Here is a 16,072-nt window from a genome sequence, read left to right as displayed (position 1 = left end):
CCCATTGGTAGTGGGAAGTTTTTGATTTATGCCGTGATGGATGCGATCGCTTCGGCATCGGTTAGCCAGCAGCCGCATTGTGAGGTGCGACAAGGCTGGGATATCCAATGACCATCAATGCTTTGATAAAAGGTTCCGAGCAGGTTAATCCCTTTTTCCCCACCCCAGACGCGATATAAATCACCAAGGATGCCGGGAATGCTGTCAATTTCGTAGTGCCCGAATTCTTCGGACTGCTGAATAAGATGGATGCTCAAGTTAATTTGGGCGATCGCTTGAGAGTCAAGGATTCCTTCTGACATATAATGGAATTCTCCATGAATAACGTGGATAGAGAGGCGCTTCGTTTTCCAGACACGGCGCTTTCTCTATTGCTATTAAACCAAGTCAACTTGTAAAAGTCAAGTTGACTTGGAATAGATTCTTGTAGTAGGATGTTGTATAGATGAGTTTGGGTGAAAACTTTATGACATTAAGAGAGTCGCTCGGACTCACTCAAAAACAAATAGCTGATGCAGTGGGCGTAACCGATCAGACAGTTTCTAACTGGGAGCGCGGAATTCATATTCCGCGCCTTACGTTGAAACAAACCATCAAACTCTGCAAAATCACTAACCGTACCGTAGAAGACTTAGCAAATTTATTTGAACCAAGCAAAGACTCTGAGTAAAAAGAAGATATATGCCCAGTAGTGGACTATGAAAACCCTCGAATTCAAAATTTATCCAACTGCTGCCCAATCCCAAACTATTGATTTGTGGCTTGAACAATTAAAGTGGGTATGGAATAAGGGTTTAGAACTGCGCTTAGAAGCCCAACAACGACGCTGGCGCGAGAAGTGCGATCGCCCTTTACCAGACAGCCTGAAACTCAAATGGAAAAAGGGTAAATTGGTAGGCTGCGGAGTACGAAAAACCAAGGCAGGACACAAGTTTTGCGAGATTCGCGCCTGCCGAAATATCGAAAATCCCAAGAAGTTTGCCCAATGCGAATTCTTCAGAAGTGATCGCCTTCCTGAATGGCTACGGGATGTCCCTACCCAAGTGAAGTCGGGGTTAAATGACGCCCTAAACAAGGCATGGAAAGCTTACAGCGACCCCAAACACCCTGGTAGGCGTCCAAGATTTAAAGGCAAGTACGGCAAACTGAAATCTCTTGTCAATCGCAACGCTGGGGGCAAATCTAAACAACTCAAGCCTGAGAGAATCCCCGGTAGTGATAATGGCTACGTGCTGTTTCCCAAGTTGGGCAAATTGTATGTGAAGGGATTGTTTAAGCGATTCTTGGCTGATTACGATTATGGCGCGGCTAGGATAATCAAAGAACCATCAGGTTACTATCTTCAAGTGTGCGTCCCATCTGTTGATATCCAACTACTACCCAATAACAAAGCTGTGGGTATTGACCCAGGCATAAAAGCGGTTATTGCCACTGACCAAGGGCGATTAGTCCCGAACCCTGGACTATTAAACAAGAAATCAAAACGACTTCGCAGGCTACAACGCAAGCTATCACGTCAACTCAAAAATAGTAATAATGCTAAAAAGACTAAAAAGCTTATTGCCCTAAGTTATGAGAAAATTCGCCGGACTCGTAATGCTTTCAACCACAAACTCAGCACCAAGCTGGTGCGAGAGTACGGGGCAATAGCAATAGAAGACACGAAGTTGCAAAATATGACACGCCGCCCTAAAGCTGTATTGAGAGAGGATGGCAAGGGCTACGAGCAAAATGGGGCTAGTCGCAAAGCTGGGCTGAATCGTAGTTTGCTAGATGTGTCCATCGGTGACTTAAGAGCCAAGATTGAGGTTAAGGCTGCATCTTGGGGCAGACCTGTAGAACGTACCCATGCACCCTATTCAAGTCAGAACTGTCACTGTTGCCGAGAGAAAGGTGATAGACGCAGCCAATCAGAATTTATTTGTAATAACCTCGATTGCATCGCTTACGGGGTGATACAACAAGCAGATACCAACGCTTCACGGAATCATCTGCTTAATTCAAGTTTCCTGAAATCAGGGAAGTACCGCTCTTGGGAGTGGAAGCTTATGCCACTGAAGGGGAGCGAAACGCTTTCGTTGCAGGTGGAAGCTATTGATATAGCACCAGAAGCTGAATATGCTTCTCGATCGCCCGAAAGGGTCATGCAAACCAAAAAGCCTGCGCTTGAGCCAGAGAAAAGCTGTATACAACTTACTCTGTGGGATTGGGCGCTGGAAAACGATGCTGGTGGGTAAGAGCGATCGCAAGACACAAGGAATCCTTGTTGCGATCGCTCTTGTGGAAAATGATGTTGGAGCATGAGAGTTGATCGCAAGAGCGTTTGGCGCTGTCCCTCCGACCCAAATCGCTATTCTTTCGCGTTGGGCTATGGCAGTGGAATCGCATCTTTTAAAGAGTTTGCCCAAGACGAGTTTTTGAGTGGGAGTTTTGAAACCCCGGAGGCAGCGCTGGCAGCGGGGATTGAGGAAGTTAAAACTATTGAAAAAATGTAAGGCGATAGTTTAAAAAAGCAAGTTCCGATAATCTCCTAAGCTGCGTGATAATAGTCGATTAATGAGATCCTTAGCTGAACTTTTAGCAACTTCATCTTGGCTTTGTAGAACTGCTCTTAGTATGCCATCGTAGCTACCACTAGGATACGATAAAAACCACTCTCTTGCTTGATTGCTATCAGCGATAATAGACAAGCATTCAACAACATCTTGTGGAAAGGTGGGTGCTAAATTTTCCAAGGTTTCAAAAAAATTACTGGCACGATGCACCGTTCCGAGTAGCTTAAAGACATTTATTAACTGTGCCATCGCCCATTGATTGTCGAACCTACCAGAAGCGAGCCACCAGCTGAAGTACTTGAGATCGGATGCTTGCTCATTTGGAAAAGTAGAGTTGTTAGCTTCGGCAATACGCCACTCCATAAGTTCTTTGAGACGCTGGCTTAATTCTTCATTAAGCTGAAGATTGCCGTAGAGCAATCGGTGACTAATTTGCCGCATGAACTCGTTACGAAGATCGGCGCTAGCATTAGCAAAGAATTTTTTGAGTAGGCTGTCAGATTCAGTTAGTTCGACTTCTTTCCACAAGAAGAGATAGAGTAAGTGATGGCACAAAACTCGACCTGCTTCTGACTGTTGACGAGAGATAGGATTTATGACAAACGATCGCTCTAAAGCACGATCGTATTTTTGTTTTAAAACGCTGAAAACAGCATGAAAAACATCGTTGTCAATGTATCCTTCCCAAGCAGCTTCAAACATCCATTGCAACTCTGGAGACTCAGGGAAAATTCGATCTACGTTGTTCAATGCCCATTCTGAAGCTAAGTTGAGTAAATGGGGAAACTCGTTGCCGTAAACTGCACGGATAGCAGACGACGGATCTTGCTGAGGATCGAGGTGTTGCTCCAAAATCTGTTGGACTTCAGGTAAGTCATTGAAATCTTGAGAAACCGCATTTTCGTTAGTATCTCGCCTAACCCACAAGGCATACGAAATAACTGCGCGTATCGCTTTGCCCCTCACTGTGTTACAAGAAGCTTCATAGGCACTGTAATTGCTGCCCTCATATTGAGGAGTAAAGCCTGGTGTAACGCGTGGGTCATCGATCGCGGATTGCAAGAGTTTCCAAACCTGATTGCGAAGTGTTAAGGGTATTTTGTTTGATTCGTTTGCTGAAAGTCCAGATGCAATCAACTCAACGATCGCATCGCGAATTCGACTCCAGTCTGAGTATCCGTTTGAGATAGCCTTATTACGTATTTCGTGCAAGTTCTCCTGCATCCATTCGCAGAAATTAACTACAGGTTGCCATGAAAAAAGTGGTTGTTCGCTGACCGAACCTTTCAAGGCTTGTTGTAGTCCTCGAAGCAGCCACTCCATAAACGCCGAATCGAGTTCTTGAAATCTTTCTATTTGGTTAACAAAGCTTTCAGGGTTGGGAGCAATCACCTGTTGAGCAAGCTCCAAAGCCAGACCATTCCTGGATTTTTCACCTAAATCCCCAGAAGGCTGCCATTCTCGCAAATAAGTGAATAGCTCGTCGATGTTATCTTGAGCCATCTGAGCCAATTCAGCCCCTGATTTAGGAGAGCCGGAACCAATCCGCACAGTATAGCTAAACCTATCATTTACGGAATCTAGAGATATGGGTGGGCCGATTTCCTGGACAAGACGATCGTAAAGCTGCTTTAACTCTAAGGGAAGATAATCGCTAATAATAGATAGCCAATCTCGCTGCCAATGTCTAATGTAGCTATCTCGTTTATCTTCTTCAATTTCTGATGCGTCTACTGGCCCTTCGGCTAGCCACTGAAATATTTGATTTTGAGCTTCACTCGGAAGGTTGTTGAATTGCTCTTTCAATAACCGTGCATGTTCGTGTGAGTAACTAAAATATTTTTCAAGTAATTGAAAACGATCTCGCTGTGTCAAGCGCTCAATAATTTTTTCTGAAGCTTGTTCCGGAAACTGCCTTATCAAATGGAGAGCAATGCGATCAAAAATTCGCCAGCGATAGCCTTGGAGTTTTTGCAGCAAATTGTTTACTTGATTTTTATCTGCCTCTGAAATACGCTTAACAACATCCAAAATAGAATCCGTCAAAATACTTTTAATCCCATGATAATGTCGTTCAATACTGTCGATGTTAGGACACCACAAATATGAATGATCTTCATAAATTTGATTTGTCTGAATAAGCCCTGAAAAGTTTAAATAGCTATTCAGTAATTCACAAAGCATTGTTAGAACTTCATGAGGTTGATTTTCTGCTAATACAGACACATACTCAGTGAGTATTCTGTCGTAATAGTATTCACTAAAACGAATGACGGGCTTCCTAAATGATAAACTCTCCAAACTTTCAGGTAAAAATGCAAGAAGTTCAGATGCCAATTCAATAGCTATGTGTGTTTGATTTTCAATGCTGATAAGGCGAACAATTAATTTGCCAAAGGTGTCTGGTAAATGTCCAAAAAGATCGGTTTTTTTCTTAAGCCATCCAATTGCCTGCTTAACCCAAAGGGCGGCTATATCAGGCGGCATCTTCAGAGCGGCTTGTGCTAAGTCCTCATAAATCCTGAAGTTATTACTGCCTAACTCGAAAAGCTGCTTGCTAATTTCCAAAACAGTTTCAGGCTCGTGGAAAGCAACTTTGATCAAGTACTGAGACTGTGGCCAAGCAGGAAACCAAACGCTCCCAGAATAGGCGTCAGTTTCCATTCCTAGTGGATTAGCAAAAAAGCCTGCTTTTTGGAGTGGTTTTAGCCATGTAGGAGATTCTAGACGCTCGAAAAAGTATCCAAGAGCGAAGGCGTTATTGGGTGTTTTAAGTCGCAAATAATCAATATCTTGCCCACTTGGCTTGCTTTTTTTGAGTAAATTATCTAGATTTTCTCGAATTACGGATGCACGAGTTTCAAACTTATCAAGAACTACATTCAGAAGTTCGTTGATTTCTCTCCAAAAACTTTCAAAATTCTCATCGATCTTCCTGGGTGGAGCTAGATGGTTGCGATGAGCACGCTTATGTAATCCATCTTCACTTTCTCTACCTGGCAACTTCAGCCAAAATTTGCCAACAGCAGATGTTTCAGGAATTTCTAGAGTTTTTAATACTCCTAGAATTTCGTTTTTGTGGTTGTCGTTACTGGATTGGTTTTTACTCTCGGTCGGAACCAAGATCGGTTTTAAAACACTGCGAAGAGAACTTTCAATCTCTCGCAACGAATGCCCTACAAAATGGGTTGTAGATTCAAACGGGTTATCCATTTCCATAAAACGGCAAGCATCTTTATAAAAGGCTGCTGCACCTGGACCTACCAGGGTGTTTAATCTACGATGAATACGCTCGTGTTCAGGGTACCTGAATTTATAGGGTTGCATAAGTTAAATAAATTTAATTAACTTGAGTCTGTTCAAATATATCTGAGGTGATTAAACCCTCAGAAAGTCCACGCATAACTATGTATGGCTGCATAAGTGGATTAATGAAGCGGAACCGATAGCTGCGAGGAGATCCCTTTCGTTGAAGAATAGGGCCTCTTTTTATCTCACAGAAATCATTCATGTGAGGCGAAAATGCCGAAATTTCATAGTTTTTGTTTTTTATAGCTGACATTGGTTGACGAACATCAGTTGCAGCAAAAAAGCCCATGTCATCTGTAGAGGCTAAAGCGCAAGCTAGTAGAACTTCTGAATACAAAGTTTCTCTAGCACTTAGGATTGCCTCATGATAGGCATTAATAATGCTGCGCTGGGCTTTTCTGACACCCATAGCTATAGCATTTTGTAAGTCTTGTCCTGTAATGCTATCTCTATCATGTGAAATAGCAGATTGTGCAGCATGTAATGATAACAAGTGTGTGTAGTGCGGCAGCCCTTGAGATAAATATGCTATTTCTATTTCTACTCTTTTATCTATAGACATATTGAGTAGGTTAAGTCCTTTGGTCATAATTTCACGCAACTCATCCAATGACATCCTGGGCATCTGAACTTGAACAAGTGACCTCTCTATCGATGCGTGTTTAGAAATAAGATTATCTACTGAATCTGCAACGCCTACGAGAATAATAGTTGTATCAACCGAATGATCAGACAGAGTTTTTATTGTGTCTGCTAGAAGAACTGTTGTTTGTTCATCTTTAATTCTATCAACTTCATCAATAATTATTATTGCTCTGCCTACGCTTCTTTGAATTAAATAACGAATTGTATCAGGCGTAATATCTGATGGAACCAAATTATCTAAAGTAATGTATTGAGTAACAATTTCTGGGTTAAATCCTATAGATGATTTTTGAACAGGAAAAGTCAATTCTCGAAGAACTTTATGCCACAACGAAGAAAAATCATCTGTTCCGTCGCAATTGATAATTCCCGAATTTATATCCTTAAGACCATGAGTTTTCATGATTTCTGAAATCACATTAGCTAAAGAGGTTTTACCTACCCCTCGTTCTCCAAAAAGAATGACATGTTGTCCTCTTTGAGCCACTGCGTTAATCACATCACTTACTTGCTGGACTCTTCCAGAAAACAAAGCTTGCTTGTCAATGGGCGCTCCTGGACTGAAAACCTCAGCAACCTTGATCAAACGTTTCATTCGTTCTTCTTGGGCAATTGTTTTATCCATACGACGCACAATATAAGTCAGACTTCTCGTAATTATGCCTTGCCTTCTCACAATTAAGCTCGGTATTTTTACTGTATATCTGACTTTGTTACTGGCTTGCCCCGATTACGCTAAACTTTTTGTATAGTTCTCCTAAATAAAAGCTCACTTCTCATAATTAAAAAGGCTGATCTCGTAGTTAAGTACGATTTACTCATATTTAGGTAGGTGCTAGCTACAGTAGTAACTTTTCTACTAGAGGCGTTGCCAGGGGAGTTTGCAATATACCTAGCGATATAGCTCGTGACGGCAGCCGTTGTGGCAATCGAGCAGCTAGCCCTAGCCAAAAATCAGGGGGAAGGTGATTCATGCTGTGACACAAAAGCGATCGCATACCCCCAAACAGCTTGCGTTATCTACTTTGCAATCTACTTTAAAGTGTCCACGGAAATCCACGGACACAAAGATTTATAGCTTCAGGAAAATTTTCCTGGATGTTGCTCTTGTAGATGTGAGGTTGTCATTCATGTACCTAATCCTGGTACATCCCCAGATTCATCTATCAACCCCCGCGATCGCAGATCCGACAATTCTTCAACAGTTGGTGGCTTGGCGTTTCCGTTCAGCACGTCCATCCACAATTGTGCTGGTGTTATACCCCGTTTCCAGGCCAGATACTTGTTCCGTTCGACAATTCGTTTTTCCCGCTCCATCAACTTGGCCCCTAACAGACTGTCTGCTTGCTGAGTTTCTGTGCTGCCGCGTTGAAAAGCATCATTCTTGAGTAAATCCCGGTAAATCTCTCCTAACCCAATCCTCAGCCTGTTATCTTCTGCCATAACCTATTTTTGCCCTAAATAATACCATAATACTTCCATTGATGATATTATCGGCATAAAGAGATGCGCCCGATGCTGACGACACCGGACGACTTCCCCAACACAGACATTACCTGTAGAAGGAGCGATCGCATTATGCCTCAACAGACACTTCCTTTGATGCACCCAAGGGAGTTTCTTTGTAAATTCCCGTTAACGTATGGACAGCTAGCCCAGCATCTGGGAGTAACAATACATGCAGTCGATAACTGGATGGGTAACAGAGCTAATCCATCTAGGCAAACCCAAAGACAGCTTGCTGATTTTGCACAAAGACTTAAAGAAAATGCTCAGTTGAGAAAATCTGTATTATCTACAGAATCTGAAGACTAAATCGAAAGCATCTGTAACTACTACAGATACAGCTATTGCCCCTCAAATCTGAGGGGTTTTTAATTGAGTTATAAGTTTTTTGCGCCAAAACTTAACTATCGAAATCCTTGGATATCTTGGGAAAATGCTAACCCTTTGCAGCATTCTTGGGGTACAGCAAACAAGCGGTTTACTCCGAAAAATCAGGTTAAACAATCGGTTTGGTGCAAAAGATTGAGCAGTTTGGCACCAAAAAGTAGTGATTTTACTGCAAGGTTTTGCAAATATTCGGCGCAATTCAGGAGGTGAAGAAAACATGGTATGCACGGTGCAGAAAACAAGAGAAGTCGATAGAGACTTGAGAGGTGTTTATGAGGCATTGTTTGGCAATAGGATCGCAGATAGTACCTGGCGAATTATTAAAACTTTTTTGAGTGAAGCCCAACTAGAACTTACGCCAAATAATCTTCAGGAGTACGCAGCACTAAGAAAGCGATACCCAAAATTATCGTTAACCTCGCTAGAATTTAGAGCTTTGTTAATTGCCGTTGAAAAAGCGAAAAAGTTACTACCTGAGTCCATAACTGGCGAACAATTCGTTAAATTGCTAATCGCGCAAGAAATTCGACCAGACCTTTCAACAATCTACAGATGGTTTAACCAAGCTGGCTCTAGATACAACAAGTCAACTATTTACTCAGGCAACGTAATATTTGCTGTGATTTATCGAGCAGTCGTTTGGAAATTTATTGATACAAGGAGAAGTACGAAAAATGGCTAAATTGCCAGCAGGAGTCAGACGAATTTACAACCATTTCTACAAACAGAAAGCTACTGGCGAAAAGGGGTACACTCCTACTCCTCTTGAAATTAAAGAGTATTTGGATTCTAAGGGCTTTGGACAAGAAACGCTTGACGAACACCAGTTTAATGAAACTATTGCCTATTTCTCCAAAGGTAAATTATCTTTACCAACCGACAAACCCGTTGTTGAGTCGATTACAGGGAGTATCAAGCCTGAAATCGACTCCTCTTCAGATGATATTCCTGCTGAAGCAAGCCTTGCCTTGAGCGACCAGCAAATACAAGGTATTGTGAACAACAAAGCCGCGTCCATGTCGATGCAGTTATCTGCGGACGATGTTGACTATGTAGCTAATCAAATTGATAGCGTCGATGCCACGCTCGAAGATGTTTTAGCTCAGACCGAAACCTTGTTATGTGCATACGCCGATCACAAACAGAGGGAAAGCCTGGAAAAAGTAGATCGGATGTTTGGGCGAGTTTACAATCACATTCAGAATGGCAATCAAGCAACATCAGACGAACTTTCTAGAGGATTAAAGCAGTTTGGTAAAGACGTAGCTCAATCTCAGGAAGCCTTTAAAAGTTCGCTCCTCGTCAACCTCAAGCGCCTTCAGACCTCAAGCAAGCCAGCGTAGAGTTGTACTGCTAATTACCGGGATTCTCTGGTTAGTGATTGGCTGTGGATGGAGCGTGAAAATGATTTGCGATCGCAATTCATACCAGCATGGACTGGAATTGAAAAAATATCACAAACAGACTGAGGTATGGAATGCAAATAAAAAACCACATGAGAGGTAAAGGGAAGCTTATCCAAGGTAGGATGCAGCGAACCTTTGGCATCGATTCAGCTTTTCTAATTAAATGTTGCGAAGGGGATGAAGTGTCACTGAAGAAACTAGGGCAGATGGGGCGTGAGGGGGCACTAATTACTAAACTTATGCCTAAAGTCCAAGCTGCTGCCCTTGCAACCATCCAGGGAACGCAGGATCTAAACGTTGGACTGGCGAAAGTTATTACTCAAGCTGCTAGCTCCTCAACTGCAATTAGAAAAGCATCGGCAGAAGTCGTACTTGCTGGCCAACGCTATGGAAACGAGCAGCAAGAGCTAGCCGCAACATTTGTCACGTCTAAGAAACTTGAATCTCTGCGGCACACACAAACAATCGATTATATAAAGCTCAATGCTTATATCGACGAACACATGATGCGGGTTGACGGAGATGCCCGTCAGTTGGAAGCAAGCTACAAACCAGAAATTCGGCAGATTGACGCTGATGCAGCAAGAAGGGAGAAGGTTGGCGACCATCTCTTGAAATATGGTGAGCTATCCCAACCTGAAGTCATACCTGAAAAGAATTATTTGAAAGGAGGAGCGAGGGAATTCTTGGGCGGAATTAAACGGGCAATTCTTGGGTTTTAGTATATGTTTTCAGAAGAGTTAGAACAACCAAATGAAGAAGCTGTAATTTACGCCCCAGATACAGCTATCCCTAAAGATTTAGCAGAAGTTTTGCAACTCGAAAAACAGCGTCGAATAGAAATCTTAATTGTCAGAAAGAAAGTTCTTACTTTTTTCGTGGGATGGACTTTTCACGCTACTGGGGTTGCGATCGCTAAATGGTGTTTGGTTATCGGTGGGAGCGGGGCGCTGTGGACAGCGGCGACGTTGTGCTTCACAGTTGCATTTGTGCCAACAAGCTTTTTAATTTCTGGCATGAATATCAACTATGTAGATGGTCAGTTTCAAGTTTCAGATATGCAAAAAGCAGGTAATTTACTTGTTGGGGCAATTACTGCTGTTGCCTCTACTTGGTTAGCAGTTCGGGAAAATCAAGCGTTGTTAGATTTATCAAATCAAACCGTAGTGCAAATCTCTGAGGATATCAGGACTATTCAAAAGCAGTATCCTCAATCAGATCCGTGGCTCTCAATTGTCATTGCCGGAGTTTTATTCTTTGGAGCAATGTTTGCCTTTGGCGTTGCTAATCGGAGATAGCCATGAGTAAAGGCGTGAATGCAGTAGTCGAGCTTGCTACAATTGCGGCTTTATTTGGAGCTACTGTGTTCTGCACTATCTCTTCTTTATCTAAGCAGCCCTACGATTTAGTCGAGATTCGATTCTGTCCACCGTCGGCTAATGGAATCAAAAGCAAGCAGCAAAAGAATCTCGATAGGCAATATTGTTCAGTTCCTCGGTTTGTTTTGCGTGAGGAGTGGGATATGAGGGGATTATTTGGTAGTCGTATTCCCGAACGCGAAGATGTCCAATTTAAGCGTTTGCTACCCACAGATAACCCTAATCAGCATTGGGCGCTAACTGGGACAGCCGTAAGTCTTGCTGCCATAAGTTTAGCAATTTATACTCGCAATTCTTCGTTGCAATCAAAATACTACAGTTGGCTTGAGGAAACAAAAACTACCAATTTTGAATTGTGGCAAGACAGCAAATCACAGCGAGATTTAAAAACAGTTGCAACTCAAATAAATACCCAGTTTAAAGCTGATATTTATTCGGCGGTAGACAGCCAAAACCGAGTTGAAGCCGGACTAATCTCGACAGAAAGATTAGCCCAGGAACAACAAATGCAAGACAATCTCGGCTTGACTCAGTATGAGTTGATGATTGCCGAATTTAGGAGGAAAATTGCTGAAGAAGAATTAGCTAAAGCCAGGGCAGAGAAAGAAAAAGAGAAAGTTTTAAATGCTAAAGACTCTAAAGTTGCAAAGGAATCTAACAAACTTGAATTAGAAGAACAGTATCGCTGGATTTACAAACTACTCAAGCTACCTTTTCGAGTCTTGTCAGGAGAACAGGGTTCTGGCAAATCCACACTCGAACGCTTGATGATTCGCCTCCTGAAGGAAGATGGCTGGTACGTTGTAATTATCAATCCTGAAACTAACCCCGATGTTTGGTCTGGTGTTAAGGTTCTGGCTGATGTTGAAGAAATTACCGAATTTTTCAAGGCGTTTCCTGAAACAATTAGAAGTCGCCAGCAACACGCTAGAAACTTAAAGATTGATGAGGATGACTATCTCGATACTCTTGAAGATAAGCAAGGGTTAGACGGGAAAGTTGCAGTCTTTTTGATGGAGGCGAATACTTATGAGGTTCATGGTGTCGAACCTGTTCTCTGGGCAGATTTTCTTAAGCAGTCGCTGACAAATATCAGAAAGTGGGGTTACACCGTTTGTCTAACCGCTCATAGCGACAATCAAACAAGCGTCGCTAGTAAGCTGAAAGGCTTTTCCGCGATGATTGACGATGCCCCTAGAGTCGATTGCGTAGCTAAAGCTGGGGAGAACGGGGAAGCAACTTCTAGTGGCAAAGCGCTGCTGAAAATGAAAGGAATCCGGGATAAAGAGCCTCTTGAGGTTGACCTTTACAACTATCCAAGAAGTAAAAAGTTTGATAGCGAGTCGGCAACATCAACTAGTAAAAAAAGCTCCAGGACAACTCCCGCAGCAACATCAGGAGATTGGTATGAAGAGATGCAGGAATGGGTAAACGAAATCGGAACTCCATCATCAGTAAACGTGAAAGCAAAGTGGGAGTCACTCACCGGACACACTCTCAACAGCGAGGGGCTAAGAGAACTAATGAAGCATCTGGGACTTTAGATTGGAATGCTCGTTACGGAAATACAAAAAACTATAAAAAACAGTGTGCGATCGCCCACAAATCTGTCAGAGGTCTATGTTGTGTTTGTCTGACTCATCCCTCGCAAGAATTGCATCATGCTAAATACGGATGCGATCGCATTGGTGAAACCGTGTTTCCGGTTTGTATTGATTGCCACGATAACGTGTGTCATTCTCCTAAAAATTGGTTGAAAGATAAAAACAATCCTGTCTGGAAAAATAAAAACACACCAGAATTTACCGAGCGATTAAAACTTGGCTATCAGCTTTTGTATGGAGGGATTGAATAATGATTTGCTTTATTTGCAATCTTGAGGCGGATGCGAGGTTTTTTGAAGAAACAAATAATATATGCTGCATCTGTGGATATCCTTTTATGAAAAAAGAAAAGATTCCATCACGGGATAATCACGAATTGGGCTATGCAAGCAATTATCATCTTCAACATTTAACTTCAGCAGAACATATCTCTATTCGTCCAGGACAGGAAATATATTGTGGCTCAATGTATGTAGAGGTAAGCGGCGAAATTTGTACCACATATAAATATCCATATCAATACAAAGAAGAAAGCTCATGCTTGTACGAAGGAACAAGATATATCGGCAAGAAGGGCAGACATGCAGAACGGATAGCTCTCGACATAAACATTGAAATTACTAGGCAAAAAGAAGGGTAAAAGTGAGTCGCATCAAGACCGAATTTGAATATGCCAGTAATTGGCGATCGTACTGCAACGCCGGATTGCGTTTAATGCCTTTTTGTACTTGCAATCCTATGCATGGCAAAGCAGTGACAGTTCATCACGTAAAGTACAAACGCAGCTTTCTGCGGCGAATTCTGGGAATGTTTCTGTTCCACAGCCCTAAAAAATCAGTATCTGGGCGTGAAATTGTCGGATACGATGTTTTTCCGCTTTGTGAAAATTGCCACCGTAACAGCTACGGCAAAAGCTCTTACCCAGGCAGCGTTCACTACACAAAAGTCTGGAGACAGTTAGGCGGATTAAATAGCCACAATGTTCCGTCATTAGCTTGGTCTTTAAGGTTTAAGTTTTGGTTTTTGGTGATAGTTTTGCAATTGGGCAGATTATTGATTTCGTTATTTAGAAACGCGAAAAAATGACTACCTTACTATGGAGAGTTTATGATCGAACTATCTGAAGCTTTAACAATTCTTGCAACTAGCACAGTCGCAAAAGACCGAGAGGCGATCGCACGCCTCGAAAAAGTTGCACAAGCAGATATAAAAAAAATCTTAGGGGAACTAGAAAACCAATCCACGCTGGCAGAAATTGGACTATTCAATTCACTACAGGAAAGAAGAAAACTAATGACAAAAATCATTGTCTCTGCTGGGCTGATGTGCAGCGGGCTTTCTTGCTTGGTGACGATTTGGTTCAGACCCAGTTTGGCGATCGCTGTTATTCCGGTTGGGTTCGTAATGGGTGGGGCAGCAAGTAGCTTGGTACTGGCGAATGAAGCGAACAGGAGAACTTTGGATAAGGAATGCCGACAACCGCGAGCTATGCTCTCTGCAAAGGATTCTTAAGGGTTGGATGTAATGACAGACGAAAACGAACTTCGGATCAAATTTAGAACCGATGAAGAATGGGATTTGCTGACGCTCCTCCGAGTCAAAGCCCATTCTGAAAAGTTGTCTGTGGAGCAATATATCATTAACGAACTTAAGAAGTCTGTTGAGCTTTCAGCCCCGCCTCCACCAGAAAACCCTACGCTTTCACCAGTTCAATTGGATGAGGTTCGACGACGAATTAGCAATGTGGATATGTCATTGCGGAGTGAAATTAGAAAACTCAAGGGTGATATTAACTTTTTGGCAGAAGCAATCGCCGGCATCCAAGCCGAATTAGACAGTGAAAAATAATTTATAAGTTAAACTACTTTCAAACTATGTAGTTTCAATGTTTGTGTTTATTTTTGAGCGCAAGCGTGGAAACTAATGGTGGGGAATCCCCACCATTTCCTGTCTCCAAACTAAATCAAATCACTTTAATTAGCTTGGCAAGTCCTTCTTGAATCATGGCGATCGCCGCCTTAACGACACAAGGCATGAGAACCAGGAAAATTTTCCTGGTTCTGCTCTTACCCTGCTAATCTGGCTAGCACATCTCGCGCTTCTCTTGCCCTTGCATTGAAAGAATGAACCTCCAAAAATCGACGTTCAGAGCGATTAGAATAATCTATTTCCGAAATATCAGCTAACCGGAATTGCCGACGATCGCAAGCTTTTTCACCAGCCAAAGTTTGAATACAATATCCATACCATCCATCTTGGAAGGCAACCAAAACCCCGTAGGTTTTGGAAGTCATGAAAAATACTAAATCTCCAATGTCGAGCATTGTTGTATATCTGCGATCCACGGAGCAGTGCCCAACTGGCCCTCGCATCCCGTAAGCAGCCAGCGTATGAAAATATTTGATTTTAGTCATTTCAAAAACCTCTTTTAATAATTAATAAAAAATGCGGGGAGGGAAACCTCCCCACACCTTTTACATCTCTGGATATAAGATTTCACTTATTTGATCGTTCACCCAATCCATCAAAGCTGCCACACTCTCAAGCCCTCTATTCATTCCATCTTTTGCCATGTCCGCTACTTTCAGGGCTTGGTCTAATTTCAAATCCTCTTCATGACTCAATCTATAGAATTTATTATCTGCATCCAATGCCGCTACCACCCACTCTTCTCCCAATTGAGCTACTATCACTTGCTGTACTTTTACTTCTTCACTTTGTACTTTGATCATCTTTCTGTCCTCGCTCGGTTGATTGTTTGCTACATCTTGATCTTAACACAATTTTTGATTCTTTGCAACATTCTGCTAGGCGTGAAACTCTTTCTAGTAAAAAGATTGGGCGTTTTCAATTTAAAATACTGCAACTTATCTGCAACGGGATGTATTGCCCAAAGTCATGACAAAAATCTGCAAAAAAGAGAATGCTCTATTACCCGCAGTGCAAATTATTTAAAAGTTGATTTGTTTTGATTCGTGGTTCTCGGTTTGGCAGCTGATTGATAACTAGATTTCCGGCACAGTTTTACCCCGAACTTTTACCTTGTTGCGAGTCTCGATCCACACTTTTGCACCGCAAGGCAAGGGTTGGTTAGGTCGATAAACGACAGTTGCTATTATGTTTCCATCGCGATCTAAAATATCAACACGATTTGCGTAAATATTTTCATCAGCCAACTTAACAGAAATTACTGGTAGTTTTGCACCTTGATTATTGGCTCGAATGTTGTGCTGATTAACATGAATTCTTAGAAGCATTTTCTTTCAGTGTTAGCATAGCTT

Annotated in this window: 22 protein-coding genes; 15 read left to right on the top strand and 7 right to left on the bottom strand. The window is 42.2% G+C overall.

The genetic code is table 11. The annotated features are described in order from the left end of the window. Nucleotides 1–26: 26 nt before the first annotated feature. Nucleotides 27–302: a hypothetical protein gene (locus tag RMZ95_RS03290; protein ID WP_322685638.1), complete on the bottom strand. Its 276-nt coding sequence runs from the start codon at nucleotides 300–302 to the stop codon at nucleotides 27–29. A gap of 143 nt (nucleotides 303–445) precedes the next feature. On the opposite strand from RMZ95_RS03290, the gene RMZ95_RS03285 reads away from it, so the two are divergent. The 3 genes from RMZ95_RS03285 to RMZ95_RS03275 all read left to right on the top strand — a co-directional run bounded on the left by RMZ95_RS03285 (nucleotide 446) and on the right by RMZ95_RS03275 (nucleotide 2,495). Next, nucleotides 446–670: a helix-turn-helix transcriptional regulator gene (locus RMZ95_RS03285; RefSeq protein WP_322685639.1), complete on the top strand. Its 225-nt coding sequence runs from the start codon at nucleotides 446–448 to the stop codon at nucleotides 668–670. Between the two features lie 28 nt (nucleotides 671–698). Further along, nucleotides 699–2,237 (top strand): RNA-guided endonuclease TnpB family protein, encoded by a 1,539-nt coding sequence (locus RMZ95_RS03280; RefSeq protein ID WP_322685640.1) that lies wholly within the window; start codon nucleotides 699–701, stop codon nucleotides 2,235–2,237. Nucleotides 2,238–2,300: 63 nt separating this feature from the next. Beyond that, nucleotides 2,301–2,495: a hypothetical protein gene (locus RMZ95_RS03275; RefSeq protein WP_322685641.1), complete on the top strand. Its 195-nt coding sequence runs from the start codon at nucleotides 2,301–2,303 to the stop codon at nucleotides 2,493–2,495. Nucleotides 2,496–2,504: 9 nt separating this feature from the next. Here the strand turns inward: RMZ95_RS03275 and RMZ95_RS03270 are convergent, their stop codons facing one another. Further along, entirely contained in the window at nucleotides 2,505–5,774 is a 3,270-nt protein-coding gene (locus tag RMZ95_RS03270; RefSeq protein WP_409882141.1) for a hypothetical protein, read from the bottom strand. 121 nt (nucleotides 5,775–5,895) lie between these two features. Beyond that, nucleotides 5,896–7,134 carry an ATP-binding protein gene (locus RMZ95_RS03265; protein WP_322685643.1) on the bottom strand — a complete coding sequence of 413 codons (1,239 nt, stop codon included), beginning with the start codon at nucleotides 7,132–7,134 and terminating at the stop codon, nucleotides 5,896–5,898. A 282-nt stretch (nucleotides 7,135–7,416) separates the two neighbouring features. On the opposite strand from RMZ95_RS03265, the gene RMZ95_RS03260 reads away from it, so the two are divergent. Continuing rightward, the gene (locus RMZ95_RS03260) at nucleotides 7,417–7,587 is read left to right on the top strand and encodes a hypothetical protein (protein ID WP_322685644.1); all 171 of its coding nucleotides are present in this window, start codon (nucleotides 7,417–7,419) and stop codon (nucleotides 7,585–7,587) included. A gap of 50 nt (nucleotides 7,588–7,637) precedes the next feature. Here the strand turns inward: RMZ95_RS03260 and RMZ95_RS03255 are convergent, their stop codons facing one another. Continuing rightward, nucleotides 7,638–7,952 carry a hypothetical protein gene (locus tag RMZ95_RS03255; protein WP_322685645.1) on the bottom strand — a complete coding sequence of 105 codons (315 nt, stop codon included), beginning with the start codon at nucleotides 7,950–7,952 and terminating at the stop codon, nucleotides 7,638–7,640. A 72-nt stretch (nucleotides 7,953–8,024) separates the two neighbouring features. Between RMZ95_RS03255 and RMZ95_RS03250 the strand changes: the two genes are divergently transcribed. The 11 genes from RMZ95_RS03250 (at nucleotide 8,025) to RMZ95_RS03200 (ending at nucleotide 14,639) form a co-directional block, all read left to right on the top strand. After that, nucleotides 8,025–8,324, top strand: coding sequence for a hypothetical protein (locus RMZ95_RS03250; RefSeq protein ID WP_322685646.1), 300 nt, complete (start codon nucleotides 8,025–8,027; stop codon nucleotides 8,322–8,324). Between the two features lie 238 nt (nucleotides 8,325–8,562). Further along, the gene (locus RMZ95_RS03245; RefSeq protein ID WP_322685647.1) at nucleotides 8,563–9,084 is read left to right on the top strand and encodes a hypothetical protein; all 522 of its coding nucleotides are present in this window, start codon (nucleotides 8,563–8,565) and stop codon (nucleotides 9,082–9,084) included. After that, nucleotides 9,077–9,745 (top strand): hypothetical protein, encoded by a 669-nt coding sequence (locus RMZ95_RS03240; RefSeq protein ID WP_322685648.1) that lies wholly within the window; start codon nucleotides 9,077–9,079, stop codon nucleotides 9,743–9,745. Before RMZ95_RS03245 ends, RMZ95_RS03240 begins: the two co-directional genes overlap by 8 nt. Nucleotides 9,746–9,879: 134 nt before the next feature. After that, nucleotides 9,880–10,530 (top strand): hypothetical protein, encoded by a 651-nt coding sequence (locus RMZ95_RS03235; RefSeq protein WP_322685649.1) that lies wholly within the window; start codon nucleotides 9,880–9,882, stop codon nucleotides 10,528–10,530. Nucleotides 10,531–10,533: 3 nt separating this feature from the next. Further along, nucleotides 10,534–11,106 carry a hypothetical protein gene (locus RMZ95_RS03230; protein ID WP_322685650.1) on the top strand — a complete coding sequence of 191 codons (573 nt, stop codon included), beginning with the start codon at nucleotides 10,534–10,536 and terminating at the stop codon, nucleotides 11,104–11,106. A gap of 2 nt (nucleotides 11,107–11,108) precedes the next feature. After that, nucleotides 11,109–12,731 (top strand): ATP-binding protein, encoded by a 1,623-nt coding sequence (locus RMZ95_RS03225; protein WP_322685651.1) that lies wholly within the window; start codon nucleotides 11,109–11,111, stop codon nucleotides 12,729–12,731. Further along, complete coding sequence (locus tag RMZ95_RS03220) at nucleotides 12,659–13,042, top strand: hypothetical protein (RefSeq protein WP_322685652.1); 384 nt, start codon at nucleotides 12,659–12,661, stop codon at nucleotides 13,040–13,042. Before RMZ95_RS03225 ends, RMZ95_RS03220 begins: the two co-directional genes overlap by 73 nt. Nucleotides 13,043–13,128: 86 nt before the next feature. Further along, the gene (locus RMZ95_RS03215; protein ID WP_322685653.1) at nucleotides 13,129–13,431 is read left to right on the top strand and encodes a hypothetical protein; all 303 of its coding nucleotides are present in this window, start codon (nucleotides 13,129–13,131) and stop codon (nucleotides 13,429–13,431) included. 2 nt (nucleotides 13,432–13,433) lie between these two features. After that, nucleotides 13,434–13,877 carry a hypothetical protein gene (locus RMZ95_RS03210; RefSeq protein ID WP_322685654.1) on the top strand — a complete coding sequence of 148 codons (444 nt, stop codon included), beginning with the start codon at nucleotides 13,434–13,436 and terminating at the stop codon, nucleotides 13,875–13,877. 21 nt (nucleotides 13,878–13,898) lie between these two features. Next, the gene (locus tag RMZ95_RS03205) at nucleotides 13,899–14,303 is read left to right on the top strand and encodes a hypothetical protein (RefSeq protein ID WP_322685655.1); all 405 of its coding nucleotides are present in this window, start codon (nucleotides 13,899–13,901) and stop codon (nucleotides 14,301–14,303) included. Nucleotides 14,304–14,315: 12 nt separating this feature from the next. Next, complete coding sequence (locus RMZ95_RS03200; protein ID WP_322685656.1) at nucleotides 14,316–14,639, top strand: hypothetical protein; 324 nt, start codon at nucleotides 14,316–14,318, stop codon at nucleotides 14,637–14,639. A gap of 218 nt (nucleotides 14,640–14,857) precedes the next feature. Here RMZ95_RS03200 and RMZ95_RS03195 read toward each other — a convergent pair whose 3' ends face one another. From RMZ95_RS03195 to RMZ95_RS03185, 3 genes are all read right to left on the bottom strand, one after another. Next, the gene (locus RMZ95_RS03195; RefSeq protein WP_322685657.1) at nucleotides 14,858–15,205 is read right to left on the bottom strand and encodes a hypothetical protein; all 348 of its coding nucleotides are present in this window, start codon (nucleotides 15,203–15,205) and stop codon (nucleotides 14,858–14,860) included. A gap of 60 nt (nucleotides 15,206–15,265) precedes the next feature. Further along, nucleotides 15,266–15,523, bottom strand: a complete 258-nt coding sequence (locus RMZ95_RS03190; RefSeq protein WP_322685658.1) for a hypothetical protein — start codon at nucleotides 15,521–15,523, stop codon at nucleotides 15,266–15,268. 273 nt (nucleotides 15,524–15,796) lie between these two features. Beyond that, nucleotides 15,797–16,048: a hypothetical protein gene (locus tag RMZ95_RS03185; protein ID WP_322685659.1), complete on the bottom strand. Its 252-nt coding sequence runs from the start codon at nucleotides 16,046–16,048 to the stop codon at nucleotides 15,797–15,799. Nucleotides 16,049–16,072: the final 24 nt, after the last annotated feature.

Origin of the sequence: Nostoc sp. DedQUE07, from assembly GCF_034530975.2 — a bacterium.
In the GTDB taxonomy this organism is placed as follows: Bacteria; Cyanobacteriota; Cyanobacteriia; order Cyanobacteriales; family Nostocaceae; genus Nostoc.
This window is presented reverse-complemented; position numbering and strand designations above follow the sequence as displayed.